The sequence below is a fragment of the Propioniciclava sp. genome (genome assembly GCF_029977985.1).
In the GTDB taxonomy this organism is placed as follows: Bacteria; Actinomycetota; Actinomycetes; order Propionibacteriales; family Propionibacteriaceae; genus Propioniciclava.
On record NZ_JARKOT010000069.1, the window covers coordinates 1 to 15,291 of the forward strand.

A 15,291-nucleotide genomic window follows, 5' to 3' on the forward strand; every position below is an offset into this window, starting at 1 on the left:
CCCAGCCACCGCGAGCAAGCCAGCATGATCCGCCGCTACATCATCTGGCGCAACAACCACGCCACCGACCCACGACTCCGCAAGGTCATCAAACGAGCCGCCACCATCAAGAGGGCCAAGGTTGCCTGACGCGGTACTAGCCAACGCGGTCTCTCCGCTCAAGCCACCGATGCGCTCGGAGGATCACATCTGCGCGCTGGCTGAGGTCGAGCGGACCCTCACCGGTGCCATCGAGCCAGTCGTCGACCTGGCGAGCGATTCGGTCGGCGTCGGCCGGGCGGTCCTCCTTCTTGGCGATGGCGGCGAGATCGAGTTGGGGCGTCTCCTCGTAGGGCGCGATGGCGTGCGCGAGCTCCGCGGCCCCACGAGCACGCTTGAGATCTCCCGCCGCCAGCGCCTGGGTAGCCAACAGATGTGCGACATCGACTATGGCGACCAGCAGGTGCTGGTCGTCTCGGCTATCGGCCAGCTACAGGCCGCCGGAGTTGCGGATGTGCTCGTAGGGGGAGCCCGCCACGAGGCGCAGGGCTTCAGCGAGGTCGTCGATGCCAGCTGCGCCGGCGGCTTCGCCGCGGAGCCGGAGTCTTCGGAACAGGTCGGCGTCGCAGAGGACGTCCTCGAGAAGGTAGACACTTTCGTTGCGCGCGTTGGCCTCGGAGTTCCTGTTCGCGGGGGGCAGGAAGTAGCGGCGGGTGGCGGGATTGATGCCCAGCCTGGCGCGCAGGTGATGGAGGAGCGCGCGGATGCGCTGGGAGCCGACCCCAAGCGCATCCATCAACTCCTCGGTGGTTGCGCCGTGCGGCCGGGTGGCGAGGTAGGCCGCGATCTCAGTGTTGTAGGCCATCTGCTTCAGACCCTCTGTGGGGCGGCCGTGGCGTCCCAGCTGGAGTCGGACCGGCCCGAGGACGGTGAGTCGTGGACGGTCGATCGAGTCGGCTCGCCAGTCGGCGAGGTCGCGATCAAGGCTCGGGTCTGCGTCCTTCACGAGCGCCGTCGTTTCGGCCGGGACGAGGGGCGCGAGCTCCGCGAGGTCTTCGCTCGTGTTGGCGGTCTCGGTGACGTAGACGACATCGGGTTCCGGCAGCAGCGAGGTTGCGTTCAAGGCTCCGACGAGCGTGTCGCGGGGAACGGTGAGGTCGACGTGGAGGTGCCCCGCCGCGTCGGCATGGCGCTGCCAGTCGGCGGCGGGCTCGGCCGCGTCAGGCACGGCCGCGTCCGTGCTGGTGGCGGCCGGGGAAACTTGGACGGTCGCGCAGTGGCTTGAGCACTGGCTGGTCGACATCGCCCAGCCCGGGCTGCGGCACCGTGCCTGGGAGGCGTATCGGATCGCCGTCCGCGTCCACGCCGTTCCCGCGCTCGGACGACACCGGCTCGACAAGGTTCGTCCCGATCACTTGAAGGCGCTCTACAACAAGATGATCAATGAGGGGCGATCCCCCACGACGGCGCACCAGGTCCATCGCACCCTGCATACCGCCTTCGCCCTGGCTGTCGAGTCTGGCTACATGCCGAGGAACCCTGCCACGCGGAAGATTGCGCCGCAGGTGAGGAAACTCAAAGTCAGACCCTACGAAGCCGACGAGATCCGGAAACTCGTCGATGCCGCCCTCGAACAGTTCGGCGGGGTGCGGTGGATCATTGCTCTCGCTCTCGGGCTGCGGCAGGGCGAACTGCTTGCGCTGCAGTGGAGCGACATCGACCTCGATCGCGGCATCCTCGCCGTCGACTTCAGCAGGGCCAGACCGCAATACAGGCGCGGCTGCAATCCCCCGTGCGGGAAGAAGTACCCCGGACAGTGCCCGGACAAGATCCGAACCAATCCCGAACGCGGCGAGACCAAGTCCGACGCCTCCCACCGGACGATCGGGATGCCGGACGAGCTGACTCGACTCCTGCAGGCACACCAGCTTCGGCAGGAAGCCGCCAGGATCGAGGCGGGCGACCGGTGGAGGGACGGCGGCTGGGTGTTCACCGACCGGCTCGGCGAGCCGCTGAACAACATCGGCGACTACCGCCGCTGGAAGGCGCTCATCAAAAAGGCCGGCGTCCGCGACGCTCGGCTCCACGACGCCAGGCACACCGCGGCGACGACCCTGCTGCTGCTCGGAGTCTCCGAACGGGCTGTGATCGACATCATGGGCTGGTCGACAGTAAAGATGACGCTCGTCTACCAGCACATCACCGACGGCGTCCGCAAGGACGTCGCGGACAGGGTCGGAACCTTCATCTGGGGCGAACCGAGCGTCCCCAGCGACGCCACCTCACTAGCCTCGATCTTTCGTCCGGCGGGAAGCAGGTCGTTGTGGCGGGCTGTGACCGTCGTGCGGGTGTGATTGTGCCCGGTGGGTGTGACAGCTTTCCGGAGGGCGCTCCGGTGGGCGGGGATTCCAGGGTTCCCGGGGGTGTTTCAGCTTGTCGGGACGGGTACTGACGGAGCTGTCAGGTGCTGTCGAGGACGGCGAGGGCGGTCAGGGCCGCGGCGAGCAGAGCGGCCCAGGGGTGGTGGGCGGCGTAGCGGAGCCGGAGTCGTCGGCCGCCGCGGACCAGCTGGGCGGGGATCGTGAACAGGCGGTAGCGGAGCCGGGTGGGTTCCCACCGGCGGGCGTCGGGGTCGGCCAGGGCGAGCAACAGGAGCCAGGCGGTCCGTTAGCTGGCGAGGGCGACGATGGCGCACCAGATCCGGTTCTGGTCGAAGCCGTACAGGGGCAGGTTCGTCAGCCCGGTGTCCTTCGCCAAGCGGATCCGGTCTTCGCAGCGGGCGCGGCGGCGGTGGCGGAGTTCCAGGTCGGCCAACTGGCCGGTACGGGTGTTGGTGGCGAAGGCGGTGATGCGGTGGCCGTCGACGTCGGTGATGGTCAGCTGGGCGCCGGGGTGGGGGCGTTCTTTGCGGCAGATGACCCGCAGGTCCTCGGGCCAGCCGGTCAGGTCGAGCAGGCCGGTCAGTTCGGCCACCCACGCGCCGTCGCGGACCTCACCGTCAGCGTCGTAGGCAGGCTGCCACACGTGGCTGGGGATCTGTTCGATGACGTTGCCGGCGTCACTGGGCAGGGTCCAGCCGATGCTGTACTGGACCCGCTGGTTGGTGAGCCATTCGACCAGCTTGTGGCTGTGCCCGGCACCATCAACCCTGACCAGCACCGTTTTCCCGGGGCGGCGGCCGGGGAGATCGGGGAGTTGGTGAAACGCGTCCCGCAGGACGGTGATGTGGTCGGCGGCTGTGTTCGAGCCGGCGTTCCCAGGGCGGAGCAGGAGCGCTAACGGTTCGCCGGTGCCCGGCGCTCCGTGGTCGGCGAACGCGCAGAGCGGGTGGAAGCCGTAGCCCTTCTTGAACGTGGGCTTGGCCTGTTCCTTGTCTGAATGCGAGGTCACCAAGGTGGCGTCGACGTCGATGACCAGCGGATGCTGGACGCTCGTGTCGTGGGTCGGCGCGTGCTCACCCGCCAGCCGCCACACCTGAGCTCGCGACTGGGCTCGAGCCCTGTCGATCGTCTTCAACGCAACGGCAGCATCCGCGGCGAGGGTGCTGATCAGCCTGGAGATCGTCGGATCGGAGGCCACCCGCCCATACACAGAGGGTTCGCTTCGTAGCTGCCCGACATCAGCCAGGCAGTCCCCACCGAGGGCGAGGCTGATGGCCAGGTCGCAGAGGATCTTGCCGGGGTCGTGGATCGCCAACGGTTTCCGCCACCGGGACAATGCCCGTGATAGCCCCCCGGCGAGTCCGCTCACGAGCGCGGTGCGGGTGAGCAGCAGGCCGCCGGCTTGGCCGACCACCCGGGTGCCTCCGATGTCGTGGTGGGGCTGGGGATAGACGCCGGTACGCTTCACGTTGAGAGTGCTTCCTGCTACGGGCCGAATGTGACTTAGACACTCGCATTATCCCAAGCCGGAAGCACTTTCGCTGTTCCAAAACGCGGTCAAGCCCTCACCCGATGAAAGCGGCAGGCTAGCCCGCCGGACGTCCCCGGACAAGGGCGAACAGCCAGAATCGAACAGTCTCGGAGACCCCTCGGCGGACCCCAACTGAGACTAAGACTGAGACTAAAGCCCCAAAGCGACCAGAAAACGCCCCTCCCGAAGACACTTCGGGAGGGGCGTTTCCCCTTGTCAACGCGGAGGCGGCGGGATTTGAACCCGCGATCGGGTTTAAGCCCGAAACCCGCTTAGCAGGCGGGCGCCATAGACCGGACTAGGCGACACCTCCTCGGCCAAGAGCACAGGCTACCGGGCGAGCGCTGGCACAGGCAAAACACCCAGCCTTCCCCGGTATGCTCGACGTGATCGCAGCAGCCCGAACGGAGGCCCATGGCGCAGGACCCCGACCCCCAGCGCGCCGTCGACGACCGGCCCGACGGGGCTGCCCCGCAGCGAGCCGCCGGGTTGGCGTCCGATATCTCCAAGGTGCGCCCCGGACGGGCGCGCCGCTACATCAGCCCCTGGACGTACCCCGCGTCGCTCGGCTGGCCGGTCCTAGGCACATTCCTGCCGGGCGCCGGGCTCCTGCGCACGCGCTGGAAGCGGGCCGGTGCGGTCATGCTGCTGCTGTTCGGGTTGAGCGTCGCGGCCCTCGGACTGCTCGCCCTCCTCTCTCCCAACACCCTGATCGGCTGGGCGGTCGACCCAGAGGTGCTGGCCTTCGCGTGGGTCGCCCTGATCGTGATCGGGGTGATCTGGTCGGCGTCGGTGCTGGCCACGCACCTCGCACTGCGGCCGCCTTCGCTGACGGGTTGGCAACGCCTGTTGGGCGCAGTGGTGGTGGGTTTCCTCACGCTCGTCATCGCGCTGCCGACCTTTGTCGGCGCCCGCACGATCTACGACACCAGCGCGCTCATCCAGGGCGTCTTCAGCGACACGGGCTCAGGCGGGACAACTCCGGATCCCTCGGCTTCTCCCGCCAAGGACGCGTGGACGAGGACCGGACGCCTCAACGTCCTCATCCTCGGCGGCGACTCGGGCGAGTCGCGGGACGTGGCGCTCGGGGCCCGCACCGACTCCGTCATCCTCGCCTCCATCAACACCGAGACCGGAAAGATCCACCTGTTCAGTCTCCCCCGCCAAACCCAACGCATCCCGTTCCCCGAGGGCTCGGCCCTGGCCCAACGCTGGCCGGATGGCTTCCGCGGCGGCGCGGCGAACGACGACAACTATTTCCTCAACGCCATCTACAACAACGTGCCGGCCATGGCGCCCGAGCTCATGCCCACCGGTGTGCCCGACGCGGGCGCGTGGGCCGTCCAACAAGGGGTGAGCGGAGCCCTGGGCGTCGACATCGACTACTACGTCATGATCAACATGGACGGCTTCATCGAGTTCATCAACGCGCTCGGCGGCATCACGGTGAACATCAACAAGCCGATCCCGGTGGGTGGCTCCGACGACGCCAACCGGCCCCCCGACCGCTGGCTGCCCCCCGGCCCGAACCAACACCTCAACGGTCAGGACGCCCTCTGGTACGCCCGCGGGCGCTACGGCGAGGAGACCGGCAACTACGCGCGCATGGCGCGGCAGCAATGCCTGATCCGCGCGGTCGTGCAGCAGGCCAACCCGACGACGGTGCTCACCAACTACGAGTCCCTCGCAAAGGCCGGGCAGAACATCATCGAGACCGACGTGCCCAACCATCAGTTGCCCGCCCTGCTGCAGCTGGCCCTGCATGTGCAACGCCAGGGATCGCAGGTCGAGAGCTACCAGTTCCAGAACGAGGTGGACGGCTTCTCCACGGTGCGCCCCGACTGGGAGCTCGTCCACCAGCGCGTTCAGGCGGCACTGAACCCCCCGGCGCCTTCCACCGAGACGCCCGGGACCCCCGCGCCTCCAAAGACCACCGCTCCCGCAGCGCCCACGACCTCGCCGACGTCGGTGGTCACGCCGACGGGGACCCCGTCGGTCGTCGAGACACCGGCGGCGTCCGTGGACGAGTGCGCGTATCACCCCACGTGGCAAGTCACCCCGGCGCCCACGCCGTAGCTCAGGCGTAGTTGCGGTAGCCGCGACTCCGGTCGAGGAGGCGTCCGATGTCGGCGGCGACGGCGTCCAGATCGGACGTCCGCTCGGGCGTGACGAACAACTGGACGCGCTGCTCGACACCGTGATGCAGCGTGAGGCGCCCGGGGGCGCCGGTGACCTTGCTCACCTCCGCCCACAGGCCCGATCGGACGCGGCCGGGTTCGGTGATGCGGTAGCCGTCGGCGTCCAGCTCGATGGTGACCTGCTGGCGGCGCGCCGTGATCGCCGCCGCGACGACCAGCGCGACCGCCGCGGCGAGCACGAGGACGCCCCCCGCCGCCAGCCAAGCCGGCCAGCCCGCCGCGGACGCCCCCACCGTGAGCCCGGCCCCGACGACGGCGAGAGCGGCGGCGACGACGAACGCGCGCACGGCGACGCGAGGCCTGAGCACATGGGTGGTGGTCTCCACGCGGCGAGGGTGGGATTCGAACCCACGGAGCGTTGCCACTCGGCCGCTTTCAAGGCGGCTGCACTAGTCCACTATGCGACCTCGCCAGATCGTCGCTCATCCTACCGTCGCGTCGTAGTCTCGGCCGTATGCGAGCCGTTGCGACGACCGAACCCGGAGGACCCGAGGTCCTCACGCTCACCGAGGTGGATTCCCCCACCCCCGGCCCCGGGGAGGTGCTGATCGCGGTCGCCGCCGCGGGCGTCAACCGGGCGGACCTGCTGCAGCGCCGGGGTCACTACCCGCCGCCGCCCGGCGTCTCGGACGTCATCGGGCTCGAAGTGTCGGGCCACGTCGCGGCGCTGGGCGCGGGCGTGACCGAATGGGTCGAGGGCGACCCGTGCGTCGCGCTGCTCGCCGGCGGCGGCTACGCCGACTACGTCGTGGCACCGGCGGGCCAAGTAGCGCCGGTGCCGGACGGGGTCGACCTCGTGACGGCGGCCGGACTGATCGAGGTGGCCGCGACGGTCGTGTCGAACATGGACCACGTGGGTCTTCGCGACGGCGAGACCCTCCTCGTCCACGGCGGCACGGGCGGCATCGGCAGCTTCGCGATCCAGTACGCGAAGGGCCGGGGTTGCACGGTCGCCACGACGGCCGGCTCGCCCGAGAAGCTCGCCACCTGCCGTGATCTGGGGGCCGACATCGCCCTCGATTACCACGACGACTGGGTGGCCGGGCTCAAGGACGCCACGGGCGGGCGTGGTGCCGACGTGATCCTCGACATCATGGGCGCCAAGTACCTGAGTGCGAACGTGGCCTCGCTGTCCCGCGGCGGGCGCTTGGTCGTGATCGGGCTGCAGGGCGGAGTCAAGGGCGAACTCAACCTCAACACGCTCCTCGGCAAGAACGCCGTTGTCACCGCCACGTCGCTGCGGTTCCGGCCGGCCGAGCAGAAAGCCGCGATCGTCGCCAGGGTGGTCGAGGAGGTGTGGCCGTTGGTGAGTTCGGGCGCGATCCGGCTGGCGGGCGAGAGGCGCTTCGGTCTCGACGACGTCAGGGCCGCCCACGAGCACCTCGAGAGCGGGGCGAACGTGGGCAAGGTCATCCTCACCATGTGACGCCCGCTTCACACTCAAGACGGCCCTCGGCGCGGAGTCGTGCGTAAACGCCCGCAGATGGCTGCGCCGAGTGTGAGTTCAGCCGCACGACGCGACTGATCTCAGTGGTCCACGGCCAACCGGACGCTGAAGACGCCGAGGGCGGTGCCCGTGAGCACGTCGAGCACCCGCCTGACGGGGCGCCGGCGCAGCCATGCCCCCAGGCTGCCGAGGGCGCTCGCGAGCGCGACGAGGTACAGCAACCCGAGGAAGGCGTGCGTCAACGCGAGGAGCGCCTGCCCACCCAGACCGCTCGCGGCAGGAAGGAACTGCGGCAGCAGGGCGAGATAGAACACCAGCACTTTGGGGTTCACGATGTTCGAAAGGAACCCCTCGCGGAACCCGGCCCCGGCGGTGCCACCGGCGACATCGGCATACTCACCGCGCCATGCCGAGCGCAGCGACTTCACCGCCAGCCACGCCAGGTAGGCCACCCCGGCCCACTTGATGGCCGTGAACACGGGCTGCGACGCGACGATCATCGCGCCCAGCCCGGCGACCGCCGCGACGCCCTGCAGCGCGCACGACACGGCCACCCCCGCCGCCGCGGCCCAGCCGCGGCGCCGTCCGCCGAGCAGGGTGCTGCGCGTCACGACGGCGAAGTCGGGGCCGGGGATGAGAACGACGAGCAGAGCAACACCGCAGAACGCCGCATAGGAATCGAGGGGCACCGGCTCAGTGTGTCAGGCTGGATCGGTGCGGTTGGCGGCGTATCGGCAGGTGTGGGCGTACCCGGTGGTGCGTCAAGCCGCCGTGCTCGGCTTCTTCGGCAAGGCGCCGTGGTTCGGTGCCGCCATCGTCCTCACCCTCCACGTCGTCGACGGTCTGGGCCGCACGTACGCCGCCGCCGGCCTCGTCACGGCCGTGTTCACCTTGGCCGTCGCGGTCAGTTCCCCGTGGCGCGGGCGTCTGCTCGACACCTTGGGGCTGCGCCGCACCCTGCTGCCGAGCCTCATCGTGCTTCCGCTGATGTTCCTTCTGGCCCCGTTCGTGGGCTACTGGGTCCTGCTCGGCGCGATGGCGGTGGTGGGGTTGTTGTCGATCCCGTGGTTCGTCCTCAGTCGTCAGCTCATGCTCGCCGCGGTGCCCGTCGAGCGACGGCGCACCGCGCTCGCCCTCGACTCGGTCCTCACCGAACTGTCCTTCATGGTCGGACCGCTCGCCGGCGTTCTCGCCGCCACCCTCTGGGACACCGGCTGGGCCCTCGTCGCTTTCGCGCTCCTCAGCGTCGCCGCCGGCATCGGCTTCTGGATTGTCAACCCGCCCCTCGTCTCTCCCCCCGGGCAATCGGACGCCCCCCGCCCGGCAGCCCCGGCCGTTCCCGCCATGCGCGGCTCGATGGGCACTTGGCTGAACGGCGTCGTCGCGACCACGTTCGTGGCGAACATCGCGATCGCCTTCACCCTTGCGGGCTCCGACCTGGCGATCGTGGCCGCCATGCGCACCATGGACGCCACGCCGCTCCTCGGCGTCGTTCTGGCCGTGTGGGCCTTCGGGTCGCTCGTGGGCGGACTGGTGTACGGCGGCCTCACGCGCGCGGTACCGCTCACCTTCCTGGTGGCGGGTCTCGGACTGACAACGCTGCTGGGCGCTCTCGGCGTCACCTGGTGGCTGCTCGCCCTCATGATGGCCGTGGCCGGACTCTTCTGCGCCACCAGCCTGGCGGCGGCGGCCGAGCGGCTGAGCCATGCGGTGCCCGAGGAGCGTCGCGGCGAGGCGCTGGGCTGGCAGGGCACGTTCGCGACCAGCGGCAACGCCCTCGCACCGCCTGTCGTCGGTTGGGTCATCGACCACGTGGGCTGGCAGGCCGGTTTTCTCACGACCGGCGGCACGGGGCTCGTCCTTGCGGTCGCCGGGTGGCTGGTCCTGCAGCTCGGACGCCGCGGCGTCCGGCGGCTGCGGGCGCGGGCCTGACCACGCCGGCGATCGTCGCGGTGACGGGGGCGCGCTCGAGCCTGCCGTGATCGGCCGCGTCCCAAGACTCCTCGGGATTCGACGCAACCTTTCGGGCCGCTCGTGCGTATTCATCTACAGGAGGGTGTTTGTTGCGCCATCCACACGGCCGGTCTCCCCTGGGCCGGCGCCGTCCGGTGTCGCACCCCAGCATCGGACGCACGGGGCGGCTCCCCTCGGAGCCGCCCCGTCCGTCGTTCACCCCCACCCCGTTTTCTCCAAGTGTAGAATCGGGGTGGCAGGGGGTTCCATGCTCCAGACCATCACCGGACTCACCCGCGACGCCGTCCGCGCCGGCCTGTTGACCGCGCTGCGGTGGCGCGGTGTCTTCACCGGTCGCATCCTCGACCCAGGGATGATCGCCAACCCCTACCCCACCTATGCCTGGGTGCGCGAGGCAGGCCCGGTGACGGGCAACGACGTCTCGCTGGTCACCGCGCGGCATGGCGTCGCCAACGCGATCCTGCGGCATCCCGGCGTGGCGACCGCCACCGCCATGCGCCGCGCGATCCTGGCGCGGACGCCCGCCTGGCAGCGCTGGCTCTTCGGGGCGCCCCCGCGCGGCGAACTCGTCGAACCCATCGGCCCCGAATCGATGATCGGCATGGACGGCGCCGACCACGCCCGCCTCCGAAGCCTCGCGAGCCCGGCTTTCTAGACGGCGGCGGTCGCCGCGCTGCGGCCGCGGGTGGAGGCGATCGCGGCGGAGCTCCTCGCGCGCGCCCGCCGCGAGCCCGCCTTCGATCTCATGGACGCCTTCGCCAGCGCCCTGCCGGTGTCCGTCATCTGCCACCTGCTCGGGGTTCCTGACGCCGACGCCCCGCGCCTGCGCGCCTGGGGCAGCGCGATCGCCGCCGACCTCGACTCCCTCGCCCCCTCCCGCCGCCAACGCGCCGCGACGGCCGCCCTGGCTGAACTCCACGTCTTCTTCGGCGCGCTCATCGCGCAACGCCGACGCGACCCGCGCGACGACCTGCTCAGCCGGCTCGTCGCCGCCGAGGCCGAGGAGGACCGGCTCACAGAACGGGAACTGATGGGCCTGTGCATCCTGCTGCTGTTCGCCGGCTTCGAGACGACCGTGAATCTCATCGGCAACGGCACGATGGGTCTGCTCCAGCACCAGGAACAGGCGGCGCTGTTGCGCGAGGACCCTGGCCGTATCCCCGGCGCGGTGGAGGAGATGCTGCGCTGGGACGCCCCGGTGCAGATGGTGGCTCGGGTGGCGACCATGGACGTGGACGCGGCCGGAGCGCACCTGCCGGAGGGGCAGGTGGTGTCGGTGTTCCTCGGGGGTGCGAACCGCGACCCGGAGGTCTTCCCAGCTCCGGACGCCTTCGACGTCGAGCGCCCGAACGCGCGCCGGCACCTGGCGTTCGCGGCCGGCCCGCATCACTGCCTCGGCGCCGGGCTCGCCCGCCTCGAGAGCGAGGTGGCCTTCGCGACCCTGCTGGACCGACTCCCCCAGCTGCGCCTCGCGGGGCCCGCGCGGCGGCGTCCGACCTTCGTGCTGCGCGGCTACGCGCACGTGCCGCTGGCCTCCTGAGGGGCGAAACGGGCGCACAGGTCGATGAGGGCGTTGATCCAGGCGACCGCCCAGGCGTCGAAGGCGTCCTCGGGCACCGAGAGCTGGTAGACCAGCATCCCTTCGACCGCGCTGAGGTAGCGATGGGCGGCGAGCTGCGGGTCGGGTGCACCGAGACCGGCGAACAACTCGGCCTGCAGGTCGGCGTGGCGCTGGCGGGCCGCGCCGAGAGCAGGCTGCAGGTGCGGCGTCCGCGCGGCGTGGAGGTACATCTCGAAGCGCGCGAGCGTGAGCGTCCGCTCGGCGAGGAGAGAGTCGAGTGCCTGCCGGCTGAACGAGTCGCGGAGCGCGCCGGCCGTTCCGGACGCGGCCGCCGCGGCCAGGCGGGTGAACAGGTCGGTGACCCAGACGACCTGCCGGTCGCACAGGTGGGCGAACAGGGCTTCGATGAGGGCGTCGCGGGTGCGGAAATAGTAGGTGGTGGTGCCGTGGGTGACGCCGGCGCGGTCCTCGACGCCGCGGTGCGTCAGGGCCTGCAGCCCGCGCTCGGCAACCAGGTCGAGGGCGGCGTCCAACACGCGGGCGCGGGTGTCGGGTGCGGCGGCCACCCGGCCATCGTAAGGCTGCTCAGCGCAGGAACAGCTTCTGGAGCCGGAACGTCACCGCCGCGATACCCAGGACGCTGAGCAGCGTGAAGTAGAGCACGTGGACGCCGGAGGCGGCGTCCAGATAACCGACGGACAACTGCCGCATGAGCTCGACGCCGTGCCACAGCGGCATGGCCTTAACGAACCACTGGATCGGCTCGGGGTAGACCGTGATCGGGTACAGCGTCGCCGAGAACAGGAACATGGGCAGCAGCACCATGGGAACGAGGTCGAGCTGTTGGAAGCTCTTCATGAAGCTCGTCACGGCCATGCCGACCGACGCGAAGCCGAGGGCGATGAGCACGGCGACGGGGATCATCAGCAGCGCCCACCAGCTCGTGACCAGCCCCATGATGGCGAGCACGCCGAGGAACCCGATCGCGTACAGCAGCCCGCGGAACAGCGCCATGAAGATCTCACCGATGGCGACATCCATCGGGCCGAGGGAGGTCTGCAGCATGCCCTCGTAGAGCTTGGAGTAGCGCAGCTTGAAGAACACGTTGTTGACCGAGTCGTAGACCGCGCCGTTCATCGCCGAGGTGGCGAGCAGGGCGGGCGCGATGTACATGGCATAGCTGATCGGCTGCCCGTCTGGGCCGGGCACCGAGCCGACGAGGGCACCCATGCCCACCCCCATCGCGAGCAGGTAGAACACCGGTTCGAAGAATCCGGTGGCGATGACACCCCAGTTGGCCGTTCGGATGACGCGGAAGCCGCGGCCGATCACCGCTCGAGCGTTGCCCGCGTAGAGGTTCGCCAACCACCCCGGCTTCGCGCGCAGCCGGCGCTTGGTGCGGGCCATGACGTCGACGCTCATCAGCCGACCAGCCTCTTGGCGAACGCGCGGGCCGCCGCCCACTGGCCGACGACGACGAGCACCAGCGGGTACAGGACGTGGATCGCGGTGAGCCACGCCGGGTTCGGCAGGCCGTAGGACGCGATGCGGCCCAGCTGCGTGCCGTGCCACATGGGTGAGATCCAGCCGATCCATTGCAGGTAGGGCGGCATCACGTCGAGGGGGAAGAACGTGCCGGCGAACAGGAACATCGGCATGACGATCAGGCGCTGGACGAAGTTGAACTGCAACCCCTCGTTTCGGATCGTCGCCGAGTAGGCCATGAGCGGGGTGAACATCGCCAGGGCGGCCAGCATCACCCCAGGGAGGGCGAGCAGGGACGCCGGCGACGGCCAGGCGCCGAACAGGCTCGCCACGAGCCAGAAAGCCACCGACTGCAGGAGGAGGCGGACGGTGATGGCGGCCGTCTCGCCGAGGGCCATCTGGCCAGGCTCCATGGGCGTTGAGTAGGCGGCCAGGTAGTTCTTCTGCCACTTGAAGCCGCCGAAGATCGGCCAAGTGCCGAACTGGGCGCCGGTCGACACGACGGTGGCGGCCAGCAGCCCCGGCGCAACGAACGTGAGGTAACGGACGCCGTCCACGTCGCCCTGGACGATCGCCCCCAGGCCGAGACCCATCGCGGCGAGGTAGAGCAGGGGGTTGCCGAAGGCGACGGCGAGCCACGTCCAGAGGAACGGCGTCTCCGCCACTTGGCGATAGCCCGCGTATTGCAGCCACCCCCAGCGGCGCGTCCGCGCGGCGAGGGCGTGGTGGTCGAGGCCGGTGAAGGTGACGCGCGGATCGGCGTCCGGCAGCGTGCGGGTGGGCTCAGTCAATGAGGGACCTCCCCGTGAGGCGGAGGAACACGTCCTCCAACGAGGTGCGGCGGACGAGCTGGGTGAGGGGGTTGAGCTCGCGGCGGTTGATCTCTTCGAGAATGGCCTCGCCGTTGTCGGCGTACAGGAGGATCCGGTCGGGCAACACCTCCAGGCCACCGCTCGCCAGGTCGGCGAGTTCGGCCTGCATGGCGGCGTTCCGGGTGGAGCCGAAGCGCACCTCCACGACCTCGCGGGTCGTGTACCGGGTGATCAGGTCGCGCGGGGAGCCCTCGGCGACGATGCTGCCCTTGTCGATGACGACGAGGCGGTCGCAGAGCTGCTCGGCCTCGTCCATGAAGTGCGTGGTGACGACGAGGGTGACGCCCTGCTCCTTGAGGCGGAAGAGCCGATCCCACAGGATGTGCCGGGCCTGGGGGTCGAGGCCGGTCGTCGGCTCGTCGAGGAGCAGGATGCGGGGCTCGTTGATGAGCCCGCGAGCGATGGTGAGACGCCGTTTCATGCCGCCGGACAGATCGTTGACCTTCGCGTTGGCCTTCTCGGTGAGCTGGGCGAACTCGAGCAACTCCTCCACCTTGGGCACAAGGTAGCTGCGCGGCAGGCCGAAGTAACGGCCGTAGACATAGAGGTTGTCGCGGGTGCGCAGCTCCTCGTCGAGCGCGTCCTGCTGCGGGACCACCCCGAGGGACGCCCGCACCTCGGGGCCGTGCTGCTCGGGGTCGAGCCCGAGCACGCGGAGATCGCCCGCCGTGCGCAGCGACGTGCCGCCGATCATGCGCATCGTCGTGGACTTGCCCGCGCCGTTCGGCCCGAGCAGGCCGAAGCTCTCCCCGGGCGCGACCTCGAACGAGATGGCGTCGACGGCGGTGAAGTCGCCGAACTTCTTGGTGAGCTCTCGGGCTTCGATCACGGGCACGGCTGGCAACCTACCCCCCGCCTCCGACATTGGCCAAAGGACCCCTCGGACGCCTACGCTTGCCCTAGTCGGAAACGATTAATCGCCGACAGCCCCGCGAGGTTCGCGCCCCAACCGGGCGCCCGGCGTCAGGGGCGGCGACGGTTGCGACGCTCGTCTCGGCGATCCTGGCGGTACGCCCGGCGGGACTCGAGCTCGGCGAGCTTCGCCGGATCGGACGCCGCGCGGTCCGGGTACAGGTACGCGATGACCACGGGGATGGCCGTACCGATCATGGGCCAGATGGGCCAGTAGTAGTACGGTCCGCCGGCGGAGAAGATCCACGTCGCGAGCCAGATCACGTTGAACAGGATCGCCAGCCCGAGCCATGAGCGCAGCGCGGTGTCCCGCGCCGCCGCGACGGGTGTCTTGGGCACCGCGGGACGCGCCGCGATCGTCACGTCGGACAGCAGCGGCACCAGTTCGCCCAGCGTCTTGGCCCCCAGCACGGCCGAAAGCCGGTCGGCATGCTCGAGGTTGTCGAGCCGGCCGTCGCTGAAGGCGGCGTTGATGACCTCGGCCGCCACGTCACGGTCGGTGTCGCTCGCGCGCACCTCCGGATGGGTGTGCGGGTTCACGCTGAAGCGCGCCCACACGTTGTCGTCGGGCTGGTGCTGCGGCTGCGGCAGGTTCGTCATGGCACGCTCCTGGTCGGGGGTCCTACCCGACGCTACCGCGCCGCACCGACCGACGCCTGCGCGTCCGTCTCATCGGCCCCGTGCGTAACGCAACGAGTTGGGCCGGCAGGGTGCCTCGAAGGCGATCTGCAGGCTGTCGGACACCTTCCGCTCGGCGCGCAGCGAGAACAGCCGTTCGACCACTCGGTCGCGCAGCATCACGGGCGTGATCGTGTTGAGGTAGATCTTCGTCGCCCCCTCGAACCCGGCCAGCGTCGAGATGCGCCACTTGAGCATGACCCGCCACGGCATGGCCAGGTCGACGTCGATGGGCCGGTAGTGCCACTCCTCGTTGCAGGGGATGTCGGCGCC

Annotated in this window: 16 protein-coding genes, 2 tRNA genes and 1 pseudogene; 6 read left to right on the forward strand and 13 right to left on the reverse strand. The window is 69.9% G+C overall.

Annotated elements, in window-relative coordinates; all coding sequences use genetic code 11:
• Window positions 1-136: 136 nt before the first annotated feature.
• Complete coding sequence (locus tag Q1K57_RS04205; RefSeq protein WP_300079323.1) at window positions 137-409, reverse strand: hypothetical protein; 273 nt, start codon at window positions 407-409, stop codon at window positions 137-139.
• A 60-nt stretch (window positions 410-469) separates the two neighbouring features.
• Complete coding sequence (locus Q1K57_RS04210; protein WP_300079325.1) at window positions 470-1,207, reverse strand: hypothetical protein; 738 nt, start codon at window positions 1,205-1,207, stop codon at window positions 470-472.
• A gap of 10 nt (window positions 1,208-1,217) precedes the next feature.
• Between Q1K57_RS04210 and Q1K57_RS04215 the strand changes: the two genes are divergently transcribed.
• Window positions 1,218-2,333: a site-specific integrase gene (locus Q1K57_RS04215; RefSeq protein ID WP_300079327.1), complete on the forward strand. Its 1,116-nt coding sequence runs from the start codon at window positions 1,218-1,220 to the stop codon at window positions 2,331-2,333.
• 106 nt (window positions 2,334-2,439) lie between these two features.
• On the opposite strand, the pseudogene Q1K57_RS04220 reads toward Q1K57_RS04215, so the two are convergent.
• Both Q1K57_RS04220 and Q1K57_RS04225 read right to left on the reverse strand, forming a co-directional pair.
• Window positions 2,440-3,828, reverse strand: a pseudogene (locus Q1K57_RS04220) (IS1380 family transposase).
• A 285-nt stretch (window positions 3,829-4,113) separates the two neighbouring features.
• A tRNA-Ser gene (locus Q1K57_RS04225) sits at window positions 4,114-4,204 on the reverse strand.
• Window positions 4,205-4,305: 101 nt separating this feature from the next.
• Here Q1K57_RS04225 and Q1K57_RS04230 point away from each other — a divergent pair.
• Entirely contained in the window at window positions 4,306-5,967 is a 1,662-nt protein-coding gene (locus Q1K57_RS04230) for an LCP family protein (protein ID WP_300079329.1), read from the forward strand.
• 1 nt (window position 5,968) lies between these two features.
• Here the strand turns inward: Q1K57_RS04230 and Q1K57_RS04235 are convergent, their stop codons facing one another.
• Both Q1K57_RS04235 and Q1K57_RS04240 read right to left on the reverse strand, forming a co-directional pair.
• Window positions 5,969-6,415: a hypothetical protein gene (locus tag Q1K57_RS04235; RefSeq protein WP_300079331.1), complete on the reverse strand. Its 447-nt coding sequence runs from the start codon at window positions 6,413-6,415 to the stop codon at window positions 5,969-5,971.
• A gap of 1 nt (window position 6,416) precedes the next feature.
• Window positions 6,417-6,501, reverse strand: a tRNA-Ser gene (locus Q1K57_RS04240).
• Window positions 6,502-6,543: 42 nt separating this feature from the next.
• On the opposite strand from Q1K57_RS04240, the gene Q1K57_RS04245 reads away from it, so the two are divergent.
• Window positions 6,544-7,515, forward strand: a complete 972-nt coding sequence (locus Q1K57_RS04245; RefSeq protein WP_300079333.1) for an NAD(P)H-quinone oxidoreductase — start codon at window positions 6,544-6,546, stop codon at window positions 7,513-7,515.
• Between the two features lie 101 nt (window positions 7,516-7,616).
• Here the strand turns inward: Q1K57_RS04245 and Q1K57_RS04250 are convergent, their stop codons facing one another.
• Window positions 7,617-8,225: a LysE family translocator gene (locus Q1K57_RS04250; RefSeq protein WP_300079335.1), complete on the reverse strand. Its 609-nt coding sequence runs from the start codon at window positions 8,223-8,225 to the stop codon at window positions 7,617-7,619.
• 25 nt (window positions 8,226-8,250) lie between these two features.
• On the opposite strand from Q1K57_RS04250, the gene Q1K57_RS04255 reads away from it, so the two are divergent.
• The 3 genes from Q1K57_RS04255 (at window position 8,251) to Q1K57_RS04265 (ending at window position 11,050) form a co-directional block, all read left to right on the forward strand.
• Window positions 8,251-9,468: an MFS transporter gene (locus tag Q1K57_RS04255; RefSeq protein WP_300079337.1), complete on the forward strand. Its 1,218-nt coding sequence runs from the start codon at window positions 8,251-8,253 to the stop codon at window positions 9,466-9,468.
• 289 nt (window positions 9,469-9,757) lie between these two features.
• Window positions 9,758-10,165 carry a hypothetical protein gene (locus tag Q1K57_RS04260; RefSeq protein WP_300079338.1) on the forward strand — a complete coding sequence of 136 codons (408 nt, stop codon included), beginning with the start codon at window positions 9,758-9,760 and terminating at the stop codon, window positions 10,163-10,165.
• 30 nt (window positions 10,166-10,195) lie between these two features.
• The gene (locus Q1K57_RS04265) at window positions 10,196-11,050 is read left to right on the forward strand and encodes a cytochrome P450 (protein WP_300079340.1); all 855 of its coding nucleotides are present in this window, start codon (window positions 10,196-10,198) and stop codon (window positions 11,048-11,050) included.
• On the opposite strand, the gene Q1K57_RS04270 is transcribed toward Q1K57_RS04265, so the two are convergent.
• The 6 genes from Q1K57_RS04270 to Q1K57_RS04295 all read right to left on the reverse strand — a co-directional run.
• A complete protein-coding gene (locus tag Q1K57_RS04270) occupies window positions 11,023-11,637 on the reverse strand; it encodes a TetR/AcrR family transcriptional regulator (protein WP_300079342.1) in 615 nt (204 codons plus the stop codon). The genes Q1K57_RS04265 and Q1K57_RS04270 overlap by 28 nt on opposite strands.
• 19 nt (window positions 11,638-11,656) lie before the next feature.
• Entirely contained in the window at window positions 11,657-12,493 is an 837-nt protein-coding gene (locus Q1K57_RS04275) for an ABC transporter permease (protein ID WP_300079345.1), read from the reverse strand.
• The gene (locus Q1K57_RS04280) at window positions 12,493-13,347 is read right to left on the reverse strand and encodes an ABC transporter permease (RefSeq protein WP_300079347.1); all 855 of its coding nucleotides are present in this window, start codon (window positions 13,345-13,347) and stop codon (window positions 12,493-12,495) included. The genes Q1K57_RS04275 and Q1K57_RS04280 overlap by 1 nt, the downstream gene beginning before the upstream one ends.
• Window positions 13,340-14,293 (reverse strand): ABC transporter ATP-binding protein, encoded by a 954-nt coding sequence (locus Q1K57_RS04285; RefSeq protein WP_366525330.1) that lies wholly within the window; start codon window positions 14,291-14,293, stop codon window positions 13,340-13,342. Before Q1K57_RS04285 ends, Q1K57_RS04280 begins: the two co-directional genes overlap by 8 nt.
• 98 nt (window positions 14,294-14,391) lie before the next feature.
• On the reverse strand, window positions 14,392-14,940 hold the full coding sequence (locus Q1K57_RS04290; RefSeq protein ID WP_300079353.1) for a DUF1707 domain-containing protein: 549 nt from the start codon (window positions 14,938-14,940) through the stop codon (window positions 14,392-14,394).
• A gap of 69 nt (window positions 14,941-15,009) precedes the next feature.
• On the reverse strand, window positions 15,010-15,291 hold a 282-nt coding region (locus tag Q1K57_RS04295), incomplete at its 5' end, for a DUF4921 family protein (protein WP_300079355.1).

Coding starts and splice junctions, on each gene's coding strand:
- Q1K57_RS04260 (WP_300079338.1), top strand. CDS start 9,758: ATGCTCCAGACCATCACCGGACTCACCCGCGACGCCGTCCGCGCCGGC.
- Q1K57_RS04290 (WP_300079353.1), bottom strand. CDS start 14,940: ATGACGAACCTGCCGCAGCCGCAGCACCAGCCCGACGACAACGTGTGG.
- Q1K57_RS04275 (WP_300079345.1), bottom strand. CDS start 12,493: ATGAGCGTCGACGTCATGGCCCGCACCAAGCGCCGGCTGCGCGCGAAG.
- Q1K57_RS04245 (WP_300079333.1), top strand. CDS start 6,544: ATGCGAGCCGTTGCGACGACCGAACCCGGAGGACCCGAGGTCCTCACG.
- Q1K57_RS04230 (WP_300079329.1), top strand. CDS start 4,306: ATGGCGCAGGACCCCGACCCCCAGCGCGCCGTCGACGACCGGCCCGAC.
- Q1K57_RS04285 (WP_366525330.1), bottom strand. CDS start 14,293: ATGTCGGAGGCGGGGGGTAGGTTGCCAGCCGTGCCCGTGATCGAAGCC.